The 13,201-nt window shown below is 67.1% G+C and carries 13 protein-coding genes; 4 read left to right on the plus strand and 9 right to left on the minus strand.

Going from position 1 to position 13,201, the window contains the following annotated elements; all coding sequences use genetic code 11:
* Positions 1-19: 19 nt before the first annotated feature.
* Positions 20-637 carry a stage II sporulation protein M gene (locus tag VJ109_RS01865; protein ID WP_324758592.1) on the plus strand — a complete coding sequence of 206 codons (618 nt, stop codon included), beginning with the start codon at positions 20-22 and terminating at the stop codon, positions 635-637.
* A gap of 89 nt (positions 638-726) precedes the next feature.
* Here VJ109_RS01865 and VJ109_RS01870 read toward each other — a convergent pair whose 3' ends face one another.
* The 9 genes from VJ109_RS01870 to glmS form a co-directional block, all read right to left on the minus strand.
* The gene (locus tag VJ109_RS01870; protein ID WP_324758593.1) at positions 727-1,329 is read right to left on the minus strand and encodes a DUF7110 family protein; all 603 of its coding nucleotides are present in this window, start codon (positions 1,327-1,329) and stop codon (positions 727-729) included.
* 198 nt (positions 1,330-1,527) lie between these two features.
* The gene (locus VJ109_RS01875; RefSeq protein ID WP_324758595.1) at positions 1,528-1,860 is read right to left on the minus strand and encodes a 2Fe-2S iron-sulfur cluster-binding protein; all 333 of its coding nucleotides are present in this window, start codon (positions 1,858-1,860) and stop codon (positions 1,528-1,530) included.
* A gap of 122 nt (positions 1,861-1,982) precedes the next feature.
* Positions 1,983-2,768, minus strand: coding sequence for an ABC transporter permease (locus VJ109_RS01880; protein WP_324758597.1), 786 nt, complete (start codon positions 2,766-2,768; stop codon positions 1,983-1,985).
* On the minus strand, positions 2,761-3,747 hold the full coding sequence (locus tag VJ109_RS01885) for an ABC transporter ATP-binding protein (RefSeq protein WP_324758598.1): 987 nt from the start codon (positions 3,745-3,747) through the stop codon (positions 2,761-2,763). Before VJ109_RS01885 ends, VJ109_RS01880 begins: the two co-directional genes overlap by 8 nt.
* 41 nt (positions 3,748-3,788) lie before the next feature.
* Positions 3,789-4,835 carry an L-malyl-CoA/beta-methylmalyl-CoA lyase gene (gene citE, locus VJ109_RS01890; protein WP_324758599.1) on the minus strand — a complete coding sequence of 349 codons (1,047 nt, stop codon included), beginning with the start codon at positions 4,833-4,835 and terminating at the stop codon, positions 3,789-3,791.
* Positions 4,832-5,932 (minus strand): 2-methylfumaryl-CoA hydratase, encoded by a 1,101-nt coding sequence (mch, locus tag VJ109_RS01895; RefSeq protein ID WP_324758601.1) that lies wholly within the window; start codon positions 5,930-5,932, stop codon positions 4,832-4,834. Before mch ends, citE begins: the two co-directional genes overlap by 4 nt.
* Complete coding sequence (locus tag VJ109_RS01900) at positions 5,929-7,251, minus strand: methylaspartate ammonia-lyase (RefSeq protein ID WP_324758603.1); 1,323 nt, start codon at positions 7,249-7,251, stop codon at positions 5,929-5,931. The genes mch and VJ109_RS01900 overlap by 4 nt, the downstream gene beginning before the upstream one ends.
* On the minus strand, positions 7,241-8,686 hold the full coding sequence (locus VJ109_RS01905; protein WP_324758604.1) for a methylaspartate mutase subunit E: 1,446 nt from the start codon (positions 8,684-8,686) through the stop codon (positions 7,241-7,243). The genes VJ109_RS01900 and VJ109_RS01905 overlap by 11 nt, the downstream gene beginning before the upstream one ends.
* A 3-nt stretch (positions 8,687-8,689) precedes the next feature.
* Positions 8,690-9,130: a methylaspartate mutase subunit S gene (glmS, locus tag VJ109_RS01910; RefSeq protein WP_324758606.1), complete on the minus strand. Its 441-nt coding sequence runs from the start codon at positions 9,128-9,130 to the stop codon at positions 8,690-8,692.
* A 120-nt stretch (positions 9,131-9,250) separates the two neighbouring features.
* Here glmS and mct point away from each other — a divergent pair, with 120 nt between their 5' ends.
* The 3 genes from mct to VJ109_RS01925 all read left to right on the plus strand — a co-directional run bounded on the left by mct (position 9,251) and on the right by VJ109_RS01925 (position 13,174).
* On the plus strand, positions 9,251-10,441 hold the full coding sequence (gene mct, locus VJ109_RS01915; protein WP_324758607.1) for a succinyl-CoA:mesaconate CoA-transferase: 1,191 nt from the start codon (positions 9,251-9,253) through the stop codon (positions 10,439-10,441).
* A 49-nt stretch (positions 10,442-10,490) separates the two neighbouring features.
* Complete coding sequence (locus VJ109_RS01920) at positions 10,491-12,926, plus strand: ATP-dependent DNA helicase (RefSeq protein ID WP_324758608.1); 2,436 nt, start codon at positions 10,491-10,493, stop codon at positions 12,924-12,926.
* A gap of 86 nt (positions 12,927-13,012) precedes the next feature.
* On the plus strand, positions 13,013-13,174 hold the full coding sequence (locus VJ109_RS01925; RefSeq protein ID WP_276220728.1) for a DUF7563 family protein: 162 nt from the start codon (positions 13,013-13,015) through the stop codon (positions 13,172-13,174).
* The last annotated feature ends 27 nt before the right edge of the window (positions 13,175-13,201 follow it).

The following is a 13,201-nucleotide window of genomic DNA, read 5'->3' on the forward strand; positions in this document are numbered from 1 at the left end:
ACGACGTATTCCGAGAGAGATGTACAGGCCGCAGTCCTCTCCCAGCGAGATCGCTCGGCGGTGGCTGGCGCTGTACGTCCCCGTTGCGGCGTTGATCCTCGGTGGAAGTACGCTGGTGGGGCTAGTGCTTGGTAACGCGATCCCGCTAGATGCACTCCCTGCCGGGGGCGAGGCCGGATCGACCCCGTTTCTCCCGTCGGAGATCACTACCGTCTCGATCGCCGTGAACAATCTGACGGCGGTGTTCGTCATGTTGCTCGGGGCCGTCTCGATCGGTATCGTCACGATCCTCGGCCTGGTACTGAACGGGCTTCTCATCGGTGTTGTCGTCGGACTCGCCGGTCAAGAACTGTCGCCGATCGTGATCCTCGCGCTGCTTTTGCCACACGGTGTCATCGAGATCCCGGCGTTGCTCGTCGTCGCCGCGATCGGACTCCGCTTCGGTCGCCTGACGGTCCGCTACATTCGCGGGACAGAAACCGAGTTACTGACCGAACGAGACCTCAAGGAGGCGGGATGGCTCGTCGCCGTTTCCTGTCTGCTCATCGTCGTCGCCGCCTACATCGAAGCGAACGTCACGTTCGCGATCGCCGAGCGTGTCGCCGACGGATCGCTCTCGGGACTCCCATCGTCGTGATAGCCACAAGCTGACGGGTCTCGACACTGAACGGGAACGTCGCGGAGACCAACCGGGACAGAGCGAAAAGCCGACCAGAGGAGGGTGTCTCAGTTGATGAACTCGTTGTCGCGCCAGTTGACGCCGTCTTTCTCCTCGTCGTCGCGTGGCTCCTCGGCGACGTTGATGACAGCAGGACGCTCCTCCCCGTCGACGATCCGTACCGCTTCCAGTTCCTCGTCGACGGCGGCGATCGCTGTCAGCGTCCCCTTCTCGGCGATCTTGGCGACCTCACAGAGGACCTCGAACATCTCGTACTGGAGAGCGGTGTTCTGGAGCACCGTCTCGCGATCCCCCTTGAAGCAGGCGTACTCGACGAGTTCCGATTCGATCTCTTCCTCTTCCTCTTCGAGAGCTCCCCACTGTGGCCCACCGCCGGAACTCCCGGTACTTGCCGCGCCGGGCGGCCCCATCTCGTCGGGGTCTTCCTCGTAGACACGGTTCTCCGTGACGCTGGCTTTGAGCTGTGCAGTCGGCGTGTACTTGCTCATGCTGTCGTCGTCCGCGACGGCACTGACGATGAGCGTGTTGTTCCGTCGGGTGATGTCGACGTCAGCGACGCCAGGTGGCAGGTCTGGATCCTCAAAGAAATCGTAGGCGTCTTCGAGTGGCAGTTCGAGTGTCGAATGAAGTCTGTATACGCGGCTGGTCATAGTTGGGAACGTGTGTGGGTGGTCGACGGCCGTCCGCTGACGCTACAGTCAGCCTGATATACGAGACACTCGCTTATATCATCTGTCCTTCGCAACTCGACCGACACGAACAGGCGAGAACCGAACGAACAAGTCGATCAACTGCCGAAGAGTTGCCACGTACGTGACTTGAAGGGTAGGAACGCGACGTTCAGTCAGTTAATCGTCGGCAGCCGCGGTATCGGTATCATCCGCCACACCGGCCTGATCGATGCTCGGCGGATACTCGCCACGATCCAGGACGAGGTCCGAAGCCGGGCGAGCCATACATGTGAGCGCGTACGACTCCCGTTCCTGCTCTGTCAGTCCGCGTGCGGCGGGCTGGACCACCTCACCTTCGAGAATCTCGGCTGAACAGGCCAGACACATTCCGACCCGGCAGGAGTACTCCTGTGCGATACCCTCCTCAAGACAGCGCGAGAGGATCGTCTCCTTGTCGGAGACGGTGATCTCCTCGCCCGTCCCCACGAACTCGACGGTGTAGTCGGTCATAGAGTGCCGTTCGGAACCCCGGGACAAAACTCTTTATCGGTCAGTGTTCGTGGAGCGTGACGGGGCGCTGTCGTCCCGGATCGGTCAGTGAGTCTCGCTGTCGAGTTGTGACGGCGCGGTCATCAGACGGCCTCGACGCGGCGGAACAGTGCCGCCCCCAAGGCGACCATCATCACGCTGGCGACGAGCATCGCCGCGAAGTCCAGCGCCAGGGACCGCTGTGAGACACCGACCAGTGCCCCCCGGAGCCCGTCGACACCGTAGGTCAGCGGGTTGAGGTAGCCGACGACACGCAGCGGCGCCGGGAGGTTCCCGAGCGGGTAGAACGCCCCCGAGAGGAAAGCAAGCGGAAAGAGCGCGAAGTTGACGATGAGGTTGTATCCTTGAGTGTCTTTGAACTGTGAAGCGATCGCAAGCCCCAGGCCGATGAACGTCGCGGCGATCAGCACGAGGAACCCGACGGCGACGACGACGCCGACTGCCGAGACCGGCCGAAACCCCAGGGGAATCGCCAACACGAGGATGAGCAGCGACTGCAACAGTGTCGTCGTCGCACCCCCGGCGATACGCCCGACGACGATCCCGGTCCGGCTGACGGGCGCGACCAGGATCTCCTTGAGGAAGCCGACCTCCCGGTCCGAGAGGACGGCCAAGCCGGTAAAGGACGCCGAGAACAGCATCGTGAACCCGAGGATACCCGGGACGAGGTAGTCGAGGTAACTCACGCCGGCCGGGACGGAACCGAACTGTACGTCACGGAAACCGAAGCCGAAGAACACGAGGATGAAAAACGGGCCGAGCAACAGGCCGACGACGCGGCTCTTCGCTCGCCAGAAGCGAACGAGATCCCGCCGCCAGAGGCCGTAGACGGCGACGGCCTCACGGCGGAGCCGGCTGCCTTCAGTCACTGTCGTCACCCCTGGATTCCGTCGCCGCTTGCTGCCCGTCCGCCGCCTCTGCCTCCGTGACCGTCCGCCCGGTGAGCGACAGAAAGACCCGTTCTAGCGTCGGTCGATCCACCGAGACCGTCGTCACGTCGGCGACCCCGCTGGCAGCGGTGACCAGTGCCGCTACACGGCTCGGCCCGTCGTCGACACCGACGTCGAGGCCGTCGTCGTGGTCGGTCAGCGATCGGACCCACGGCGTTCCCCGGACCGCTTCGGCGACTGCACCGGGTCGGTCGGTTCCCAGTCTGACCACGTCCCCGCCGAGGTCGGCTTTGAGCGACGCGGGCGTGTCCAGTGCGACGATACGCCCGTCGTCGACGATCGCAACTCGATCACAGAGGGCGTCCGCCTCCTCCATGTAGTGAGTCGTCAGAACCACGGTAACGCCAGCCTCGCGGTTGAGCCGAGCGACGTACTCACGGACGGTCTTGCGTGTCCCCGCGTCCAGGCCGACCGTGGGTTCGTCCAGAAAGAGGACCGCAGGTTCGTGGAGGAGTCCGCGGGCGAGTTCCAGCCGGCGAGCCATCCCCCCGGAGTACTCGCCGACGCGCTTGTCGGCGTCGTCCGTGAGATCGACGAGGTCGAGGACCGTCCGGACCCGCTGGCGGCGGTGCTCGCCGCTGACGCCGTACAGTCGGGCGTGAAAACGCAGGTTCTCGATTCCAGTTAGCTCGTCGTCGAGGGCCGGTTCCTGGAAGACGACGCCGATGTTCGAGCGGACGGCGTCGGGGTCGGCCACCACGTCGTAGCCAGCCACGCGGGCGCTCCCCTCGCTGGGCCGGAGGAGCGTACAGAGCGTGTTGACGAGCGTCGACTTCCCGGCTCCGTTGGGTCCGAGCAACCCGAGAATTTCGCCCCCGGAGACGGAGAGCGAGACCCCGTCGACGGCGACGAGGTCCCCGTAGCGTCTGGTCAGCCCGTCGACCTCGATCGCGTTCATACCGCCCTCTCGGACCCGGACGGGCTTGAGAGTGGTCCCGGTCAGTTGAACCGGAGTTCGACCGACAGCGCCCGGTCGAGCAGGCGTTCCTCGTAGTACTCGGCGGTCTGTTCCGGATGGGTCTCGTCGACCGCTCGAACCGTCTGGACGGTGTTGGCGAAGTTCTTGTAGGTCGCCTCGTCGACCATCTGTCCGTCGACGACGACGGCGCCGGTCCCCTCGCGTTTGGCGTCGTTGAACGATTCGACCTTCCGTAGCGCCTCCGTCAGTTCGTCGGTCCGGGGCATGTGGATGCGGTTGGCCTGAGCGGTCTGTTTGGGATGCAGCGACCACGAGCCGTCGATTCCGATGGTCGCCTCGTGTTCGACCTGGTCGGCGTACCCCTCGGCGTTGTAGTAGGTGACGCCGGCCCGCTCGTGGAACAACTGGTCGAACGGGCCACCGATGGCAGCGACGCCGGCGGCGCTGGTCTCGTTCGAGAGCGCCTCCAAGAGTCCGTCCCAGCGCGGGCGGTCGCCGTCCAGCGCCCGACCGCCCAGTTCGGCGGTGTAGTCGACCGGCCCGAATATCAGAGCCGCCAGCCGCGAGTCGGCCCCGAACTGGCAGATCTCCCGCAGGTCCGAGCGGGCCGGCGCGGTCTCGAAGATGATCGCCATATCGAGCGCGCCGTCGTCCAGGCCCGCGTCGCGTTCGGCCGCTGCCAGGACGCCGGCAGCGTCGCGCACGTCGTCGACCCGCCCCACCTTCGGGACGACGAACCCGTCGAGGTGGTCGCCGACTTCGGCGGCCAGCCGGCGGACCTGTTCCCGGCCCCGGTCGCGGAACCGCTGGTCGTCGTAGGCCCACTCGACGCGGGGGAGGACGTGCCCGGCGAAATCGGGGGCGTATTCGGGGAGCTGTTCGACCACGTTGTCGACGGCCTCGGCCTTCATCGACGGGGCAGTCCCGTCCTCGATGTCGGGGACGAGCCAGTCCGGCGTCTGGAACCCGTCGCTGGTGAGCCCGGAAGTGAGGAACTTCGCGCTATCGTCGCGGGGGACGGCAGCGGGTGCGGTCTGGAACGTTCGGCAGAGTCGTGTAGCTGTCATCGGTGGGATCGCTGAAGCAGTGCGGTTCGCCGGCCGGAGTAGACCGGGGTGCGGTGCTGGTTGTAGGCGACGTGTTCGAAGGTGACAGCGCCGGCCCGTTCGGGGCCGGTCTCGCCGTCACAGTCGAGGACGCGGGTGAACCCGTAGATCGTATCGCCCAGTGTGACGAAGTCGTGGAACCGCTCGGCGTCGTAGCGCCACTCGCGGTAGGTCGCTTCGTCCGACCGGGCGTGTGCCAGCGCGATGGATCGGGTAACGTCACCGTAGGCGACGATGTCCCCCGACGGCGAGTCGGCCATCACGTCGCGGTTGTGGTGTTGACGGGCGGTGTTGAGCGTCGAGAGGGGGAGCCCGGAGACCAGCCCATCGTCCATCGTTCGACCGCGTTCGTGGGCGTAGGCGACGGCAGCGTCGGTCTCGTCGGCACGGTCAAGCGCGGCCCGGAAGTCCTCGAAGTGACCGCCCCCGGGTGTGACAAGCGTGTCTGGAACGGCTGGACCGGCGTCGCCCCCGTCCTCGCCGTCACCGGAGTCCGTGACGGTCCCGCTCCCGTCGGTGGCGGTCGGTTCGCGCCGCGGGATCATGTTGGTCCGCTCGTAGCTGACCAGTCGGTCGCCAGTCTCGCGGTCGCGACCGACCGTCTCCCAGGTGACGATCCCGTACTCGGGCCGCGAGGACGATGGAGTCGTCTCGACAACCGTAGAGGAGACTGCCAGTTCCGTCCCAGGAATCGGGGTCCGGTGGATCGTCACGTCGTCGCGGCCCAGGAAGTAGCCGCCCTTCTCCGAGAGGTCCTCGACGGTCACCCCCATTACGCAGGCCAGGAGATAGTCGGGATGGACCGGGACCGACTCGAACCCGCGTTCGCGGGCTCGATCGGGTCGCCAGTAGGCCGGGTCGTGGTTGAGCGTCTGGCCCATCCAGTCCTCGCTGCCCGCTTTCGAGAGGACGAGACCGGGGTCGTGGGTGAGTTCGTCGCCGGGTTCGAAGAACTCGAAGTAGTGGCCCTTCTCGCGTATCTCGGCGCGGTCCAAGAGCGTCTCGAACGTCTCCCCGTCCGAGAGGTCCAGGGCGTCTGCGTCGGTCCAGTCGGTCATCGGCGGGTCCCCCCGTCGGAGGCCGTCGGGCGGGTCCCGCCGTGTGGTCCGTCGGCGTGTTCGCTGTCTGTGGTATCTCCGCCTGTCCGGGCCAGCGTCCGTCGCATCTCGTTCGTCACGATCATGAACCCCTCGTCGAACCCCATGCCGGGCTTCGCGAGCACCTGGGCCGCGTCGGTCGCGAGCGCGACGTTCGCACAGGCCCGTGCGGACGTGGCCGTCTCGTTGCAGGTCCCGCCCAGATACGTCCGGGTGTCGGTTCCATCACAGTACAGCACGGCCTCCGCCGAGCGGTGGATGCCGCCCAGGTCCGGCGTCTTGATCTGGACCACGTCGGCCGCACCCGCGTCGACGAACGCCCGCACGTCGTCGAACGTGTTGCACCACTCGTCGGCGACGATGTCCACGTCGACGCCCGCGTCGGCCAGCCCGTCCCGGAGTTGGGCCATCCGACGGATCTGCTCGGCGCGGTCGCCGGCGTCCATCGGTCCCTCGACCTGGAGCGGGTACGGCCCCGCCGCCTCCCCCAGCGACCGGAAGTAGTCGACGACCTCGGCCCGGTCGTACGGCGGTCCGAACACCTCCCCGAGGATGCCGTAGACGTCGAGGTGAAAGCGCGGCGAGTACGTCGCCGGCCCCAGTTCGTCGGTCCGCTCGCGGAGCCAGGCGACGTACTCCCGGAGCCCCTCCCCGTCGGCCCCGACCTTCTCGACACTGTTGAACAGGCCGTGAGGCAGGACAGGGACACCCTTTATCAGCATCTTCTCGGCGTTGATCCGCCGTTCGTCGCCGGACTGTCCGAACACCGGGACGGGCGATTCGGCCATTTCGGACCGGTAAGCAGCCGAGACCACGCCGGCGGGCGTCTGTCCGGTCGCCCGAGCGGCCGCGTTCAGGAGCGCCTGGGAGACGCCGTACCGGACCGCGGTGTGGAGGCGGTCGCCGTCCGAGCGAGCGGGGTTGAGGTCCTCGACGACGGTCGCGTTCTGGCGGAACATCGTCGCGTCCCGGCCGCGTAGTTCGTCGGCGACCTGTCCCTCGACGACCGGTTGGTACTTGCTCGCTCGGAAGAGGGGGTCACGCCCGCCGGCACCGGAGTACTGGACCGCGGCGCAGTCGCCGGTGACGACGGAGCCGTCGGCCAGTTCGAGTTCGACGATCAGGGATTCGCCGGCCTCCCGGACGCGGTCGAAGCCGGCGGTCGCCGGCTGGCCGTCGTAGTCGAACCCCTCCCGGGTCGCCCCTTGCTTGATCGCGCGCTGGTCGTCGAAGAAAAACCCGGAGAGGCCCGGGACCGCGCGGACCGACTCAATCCGCATCGCCGGCACCCCCCTGGGGCCGCCCGATCAGCCGGCCGTCGCTGATGGCGTCGACATCGTCGGCGACCATCCGGAACGACTGATCTCTCCCCTCCGTCTCGGCGCGTTCGCCCAGCCGAGCGGCGTGCATCTCCCTGATCTCGGCCGACAGCGCCAGGTCACCGAACTCGAAGATGCGGACCCGGCCGTCGTCGTCACGGGCCGGCAGGACCGCGCCCGCCGCCGCGTCGCTCGGGGCGAAGGGCACGTCCAGCGCACCCGAGTCGAAGGCTCTGATGACACCCTGTGCGACGTCGCCGTCGCCGGCGTCGATGACTGTGTCCATCAGGTCGCGGGTCGCCCGCTCGATGAGCCGCTGTTCGTCGTCGATACCGCCGAGGTCGATGTCCTGTTCGATGAGCATATCGATGAGTTGTCGTGTCGTGCGGAGGCCGGCCGCGTTGGCCTCCTTGGTCGGCACCCCCTGGAACTCCTGGGGCGACTTCGTGATGACCTTGTCCGGTTGTGCGACGGCGGCCGTCGCGCCGCCGAGGCCGATGACGCCGCTGGCGCGGGCCTCGTCGGGCGGGAACCCGCCCATCCACTCGTGGAAGACGGTGGTGACTGTCACCGCGTCGGGGAGATACTCCTCGCCCAGCGAGCGCAACGCTCGCAGCGCGGCCACGTCCTGGACGAGGTTCCCGACCTGGCCGTACCCCAGCGTCAGCGAGCGAACGCCCTGCGTGGCGGCGAGTTTCCCCTCGATCAGCATGACCGCGATAGCGATACAGGGCGGGACCAGGGTCCCGGTCAGCGGGCCGAACGGCTCGCGGTTGATCGTGACCCCGCGCTCGGTGTAGGCACCACAGAGCCGGTCGACGAACTGCCAGTGTTCGATGGTCGTCGCCAGGTCGTGCCGTTTGGTGTAGGGGATGTTGTACGAGATGGGGCCACCCTCGAAGCTCTGGAAGCCGCCAGCGAGAGTGACCATCGCCAGCAGGCGGGCGTCGGGGGTCCCGTGGCGCACCTCGATGGGGGCGTCAAGCGCCCGGACGAGCCGCCGGCAGTCCTCGACCCCGTGGTTCACCGCCGGGAAGCCGTTGAGTTCGTCGGCCTCGCCGTTTCGGGAGGCCGCGAGTCCCTCTTCCGCTTTCTCGTACTCGTTGTCCCGCGTGTACGAGTCGATCGTCGTTGGCAGGAGGTCCGCACCGCCGTCCTCCTGGAGGTACTCCAAGAGCGAGATCTGGTCTTCGAGGCAGGGGACGCCGGCGCGTGGCTGGAGCAGCGGCCGATCCGCGGACTCCAGAACGGGGGCGAACCGCTTGCCGGGCGGCAGCGACTCGTGGAAGGCGACGGCCTCCTCGAAGTCGACTTCCCGGCCGGTGTGCCAGTTGTCCCGCAACTCCGATGCGATGCGCTGTAGCTCGTCAGCAGCGAGCCGGCTGTCTGTGGGCATCGCTCAGCCCTCGACGCTGACGCGGTCTGTCTCTGCCGTCGTCAGCTCCAGGTCCTGTCGGAGCGCCGCGATGGCCTCCTCCGGATCGGTCTCGGCGTCGAAGACCCGGTCGAAGCCCATCCCGCGGAACGTCCGGCGGGTCTCCTCGAACTCGTCCTGGCCGACGGCGAGGTTCCCGCCGACGTAGGTCCAGACGTCGAGTCCGGCCTCGTCGAGGCGGTCGTGAAACCCCTCGCAGTCCTGCCGGGCGTGCCCGTACAGCGAGGAGACCAGTACAGCCTCGGCGTCGTGGGATTTGGCGGCAGCGACGAAGTCGGCCTGTGCGGTCTGGACGCCGAGGTTGACGACCTCGAAGCCAGCGGCCGAGAGCGCCTGCTCAAGAATCGTGATACCGACGACGTGTGCGTCGGAGCCGATCACGCCGAGGATGACGGTCCGGGGCATGTACCCTGTGGTGGTGGAGGGGGAGAGATAAAGTTAATGGTTTATAATGATAAAATCCCCTTATACAATCTATAATGATTTATCACCAAGATTTATCAGGAGTACCCTCCTCGCTCCGCTATGGGTGCGCTTGCCGACCTTCGGGTGCTCGACCTGACCCAGGTCCTGGCCGGACCGTACTGTACGATGTTGCTCGCGGATATGGGCGCAGACGTGGTAAAAATCGAGCGCCCCGGGGGCGACCTTATCCGGTCGAACCCGCCCTACGCCGAAGACCCCGAGTCGGAAGCGTACGGCGGCTACTTCCAGAGTGTCAACCGCGGCAAGCGCTCGCTGGAGTTGGACCTGCGGACCGACGAGGACCGCGACGCGTTCCACTCGCTGGTCGAACGGGCCGACGTGGTCGTCGAGAACTTCAAGGCCGGGACGATGGAGCGGTTCGACTGTGGCTACGAGACGCTGCGGGAGCACAACCCACAGTTGATCTACTCCTCGATCCGAGGGTTCGGTGACCCGCGCACGGGCGAGACCGAGCGACAGGGCCAGCCCTCCTTCGACCTCATCGCCCAGGCGCTTGGCGGCGTCATGGAGATCACCGGCCAAGAGGACGGCCCGCCGACGAAGGTCGGGCCGGGCGTGGGCGACCTCTTCACCGCCGCGCTCAACGCCGTGGGCATCCTCGCGGCTGTCCACCACCGCGAGCGGACCGGCGAGGGCCAGTACGTCGACACCGCGATGTACGACGCGATGATCTCGCTCTGTGAGCGGACGGTGTATCAGTACTCCTGTGACGGGGAAGCCCCGACGCGACAGGGCAACTCCCACCCGACGCTGTTCCCCTACGATGCCTTCGAGACCGCGGACGGGTACGCCGTCGTCGCGGCGTTCTCGGACGGCCACTGGCAGACCCTCTGTGAGGCGATGGAGCGGCCGGACCTCGCCGCGGAGTACCCCGACGCGGCGTCGCGGCTCGCGAACCGCGACCACTTGCGGGCGGCTATCGCGGCGTGGACCCGCCAGCACGAGACCGACGCCGTCGTCGACCTACTCGACGGTCGTGTCCCGGCTGCACCGATCCAGACGACCGCGGACATCTTCGAAGATCCCCACGTCCACGCCCGCGACATGCTCGCAGACGTCTCCCAGCCCGGTGTCGACGCGGAGATGACCGTCGCCGGCAGTCCGATCAAGATGACCGAGACGATGCCTGAGCCGCGCGGTCGGGCTCCCAAGTTGGACGAACACCGGGCGGAACTGCTGGAGGAGTATCCGTCGAAGAGCGATCCACAGCCGGCCGAGAGCGACGACTGACGGGACCGAACCCGGCGGTTCAAATACCGGGACGCCCAACCCCGTTCCGATGCGAGAGACGGCCTCGACCGACGACGAGCCCTGGCGCGAGTACTTCGGCTTCCCGGAGCCGTACGAAAACCAGGCTGACGCCGTCGAACGCGCTATCGAGGCCGGGAAATCCCGGGGCTTTCTCGCCATGGAGGGTCCCTGTGGCACCGGAAAGACGATGGCGGCCCTGACCGCCGGCGCTCACCTCGTCCGCGAGACGGAGCTGTACGACCGGATACTGGTCGTGACGCCGGTCAAACAGCAGCTCCAGCAGTTCGTCGACGACCTGCGGACGCTCAACGCCGGGATCGAGGACCCCTTGGACGGGATCGCGCTGGTCGGCAAACGCGACCTCTGTCCGTACGGCCGCGAGGGGAAATTCCCCGATGACGCGGGCACGCACGACCGCTGTGAGGACCTGCGGGAAGCGACCGCTCGCCTCGTCGAGGACGACGGCCGCAGCGACGGGGCCGCCGTCGCCGAGACCGCGATCGACGCCGAGATCGACGACGAAGATCAGTGGTGGGACCCCCGGAAGGGACAGGACCTCGCCGCGGCGGCCCGCCCGGACGCCGCCACGCAGACGCGCCTTGGGGAGGACACGCTGGCGACTGCGGGGGCCGCCTCCCCGTACCGGCCAAACCAGCCCACTGCCCCCGAGTCGATGGCCGAAGGCGACGATCCGCCGCTGTACTGTCCGTTCGAGGCCGACTGGTACGCCCGGAACAAAGGGTCGCCCGTCGACTTCTCGGCCGGGCCGGAGAACGTCGTCACCATCGAGGACTACCTGCCGGCGGCCGTCGAGCGGGGCACCTGCCCCCACCGGGTGATGAGTGTGATGCTGGACCAAGCCGACGTGGTCGTCGGGAACTACAACCACCTGTTCGATCCCGGCTCTCGGCCCCTGCTGTCGGGCGTGCTCGACGACTCGACGTTCGTCGTCGTCGACGAGGCCCACCGCCTCGAAGAACGGGTTCGGGACCTGCTGTCGGACCGGCTGGGCAAGCAGACGATCAAACAGGCCCGCAACGACTGCGATCTGCTGGTCCAGCGCGCCCAGCAGAGCGCCGACCACAAACGGCAGGTCAGGGACGTTCTCTCGGCACGGGAGGTGCCCCTGGACGCGGTCGACCAGGCCCGGAAATTCTACGACGACCTCCTGCGATGGCTCGACGATCGGATCGAGTCGTTCCTCGATGCCGAACACGAGGGATGGCGGGCTGACCCGGCGACGCTCCCCGACCGGGACCGGGAGATTCCCCTCCGGGACCCCGAGACCGTCGAACGGGACGAACTGACCGAGTGGGCCGAGCGGAAGGGGTATGACGGCGGCGTCTGGCGGACGCTTGCCCAAGTCGGCGCGGCCGTCGAGGACGTCATCGACCAGTTGGGACTGACGCGCCAGCCGGTCTGTGCCGCCGTCGGTGCGCTGGCCGGCCAGTGGTGGGAACGGGACCACTCGACGTTCCTCCGGGAGATCGAACTCGAACACTCCCCCGCCGACGCCCGACAGACGGACGCCGACTACGAGGCCGTCTACACGCCCGGACTGCTCTGTTACAACTGCATGCCGGCGACGGCGCTGCGGGACGTCTTCGACGACCTTGGCGGCGGTGTCCTGATGAGCGCGACATTGGAACCGGTTGACGTGTTCACGCGGGTCTCGGGACTGGACGCGCTGGCAGCGGACGACGGCGATGACGAGGACTCGCGCCCGGTCCGGTCGACGACCTACGACCTGCCGTTCCCGCGGGAGAACCGGGCGTCGTATCTCGTCGACGCGCGGCCCTTCACGGCTCGCAACCGCGGGGACCCCGAAGCGATGGAACCGCTCGGCGAGGAGTGGAACCGGACCCGCGACGAGTACGCCCAGGCCCTGCGGGCACTGGCGCGCTCGCCGGGCAACGTCATAATCGCGATGCCGAACTACCGAGAAGCGGCGTGGGCCGGCGCCTACCTTCAGGAGACCGTCGACAAGGCCGTCCTGGTCGACGAAGCCTCCAGCAACGAAGCAACGGAAGACCGCAAACAACGGTTCTTCCGCGGTGCGGGGAAGGTCCTGGTTACCTCCACTCGGGGGACGCTGACCGAGGGGGTCGACTACGACGGCGAGAAACTGTCGACCTGTGCGGTCGTCGGCGTCCCGCTCGTGAATATCGGCTCTCCCCGCGTCCGTGCGGTCCAGCGGGCCTACGGCGACGCCTTCGGCGAGGACAACGCCTTCGAGTACGCGCTGACCGTCCCCGCAGTTCGTCGCGCTCGACAGGCCATCGGGCGGGTGATCCGCGGGACCGAAGAGGTGGGCGTCCGAGCGTTCGTCGGCCGACGCTACACCCCCGACGCGCGACACTCCGTGTTTCCGTATCTGCCCGCCGGCGAGCGCGAGGAGTTCACGCGGATGACCCCGGAGTTCCTCGCGGGCCAACTCGACACGTTCTGGCGTGACCGGACGTGACCCGCTGGATTCGACAGTTGTCGCTGAATCGGAGTATGTCGCGGGCAACAGAAAACATATATTCTTTGAGGAAAGTCTTCCATGAGATGCCCGAGTGTCAGAATTGCGGTGAATTCGTGACGGAGCAGTACGTACGGGTGTTCACACCCGAGGCAACCGAGGCTCACGGGCCACGCGTCTGCCCCAACTGCGAGGACAAACTCCGGGACGGTGCCGAAGTCCGCGAAGCCCGCTCCTCCAGGCAATAACGCGGTCTGTTTTCGGGACATACTCAA

Origin of the sequence: Haloarcula montana (genome assembly GCF_035666295.1) — an archaeon.
Lineage (GTDB): Archaea > Halobacteriota > Halobacteria > Halobacteriales > Haloarculaceae > Haloarcula > Haloarcula montana.

What these genes read in the sequence shown, in the direction of transcription:
- VJ109_RS01920 (WP_324758608.1), top strand. Translation starts at nt 10,491, where the DNA reads ATGCGAGAGACGGCCTCGACCGACGACGAGCCCTGGCGCGAGTACTTC.
- citE (WP_324758599.1), bottom strand. Translation starts at nt 4,835, where the DNA reads ATGACAGCTACACGACTCTGCCGAACGTTCCAGACCGCACCCGCTGCC.
- VJ109_RS01870 (WP_324758593.1), bottom strand. Translation starts at nt 1,329, where the DNA reads ATGACCAGCCGCGTATACAGACTTCATTCGACACTCGAACTGCCACTC.
- mct (WP_324758607.1), top strand. Translation starts at nt 9,251, where the DNA reads ATGGGTGCGCTTGCCGACCTTCGGGTGCTCGACCTGACCCAGGTCCTG.
- VJ109_RS01865 (WP_324758592.1), top strand. Translation starts at nt 20, where the DNA reads ATGTACAGGCCGCAGTCCTCTCCCAGCGAGATCGCTCGGCGGTGGCTG.
- VJ109_RS01925 (WP_276220728.1), top strand. Translation starts at nt 13,013, where the DNA reads ATGCCCGAGTGTCAGAATTGCGGTGAATTCGTGACGGAGCAGTACGTA.
- glmS (WP_324758606.1), bottom strand. Translation starts at nt 9,130, where the DNA reads ATGCCCCGGACCGTCATCCTCGGCGTGATCGGCTCCGACGCACACGTC.
- VJ109_RS01875 (WP_324758595.1), bottom strand. Translation starts at nt 1,860, where the DNA reads ATGACCGACTACACCGTCGAGTTCGTGGGGACGGGCGAGGAGATCACC.
- VJ109_RS01885 (WP_324758598.1), bottom strand. Translation starts at nt 3,747, where the DNA reads ATGAACGCGATCGAGGTCGACGGGCTGACCAGACGCTACGGGGACCTC.
- mch (WP_324758601.1), bottom strand. Translation starts at nt 5,932, where the DNA reads ATGACCGACTGGACCGACGCAGACGCCCTGGACCTCTCGGACGGGGAG.
- VJ109_RS01900 (WP_324758603.1), bottom strand. Translation starts at nt 7,251, where the DNA reads ATGCGGATTGAGTCGGTCCGCGCGGTCCCGGGCCTCTCCGGGTTTTTC.
- VJ109_RS01905 (WP_324758604.1), bottom strand. Translation starts at nt 8,686, where the DNA reads ATGCCCACAGACAGCCGGCTCGCTGCTGACGAGCTACAGCGCATCGCA.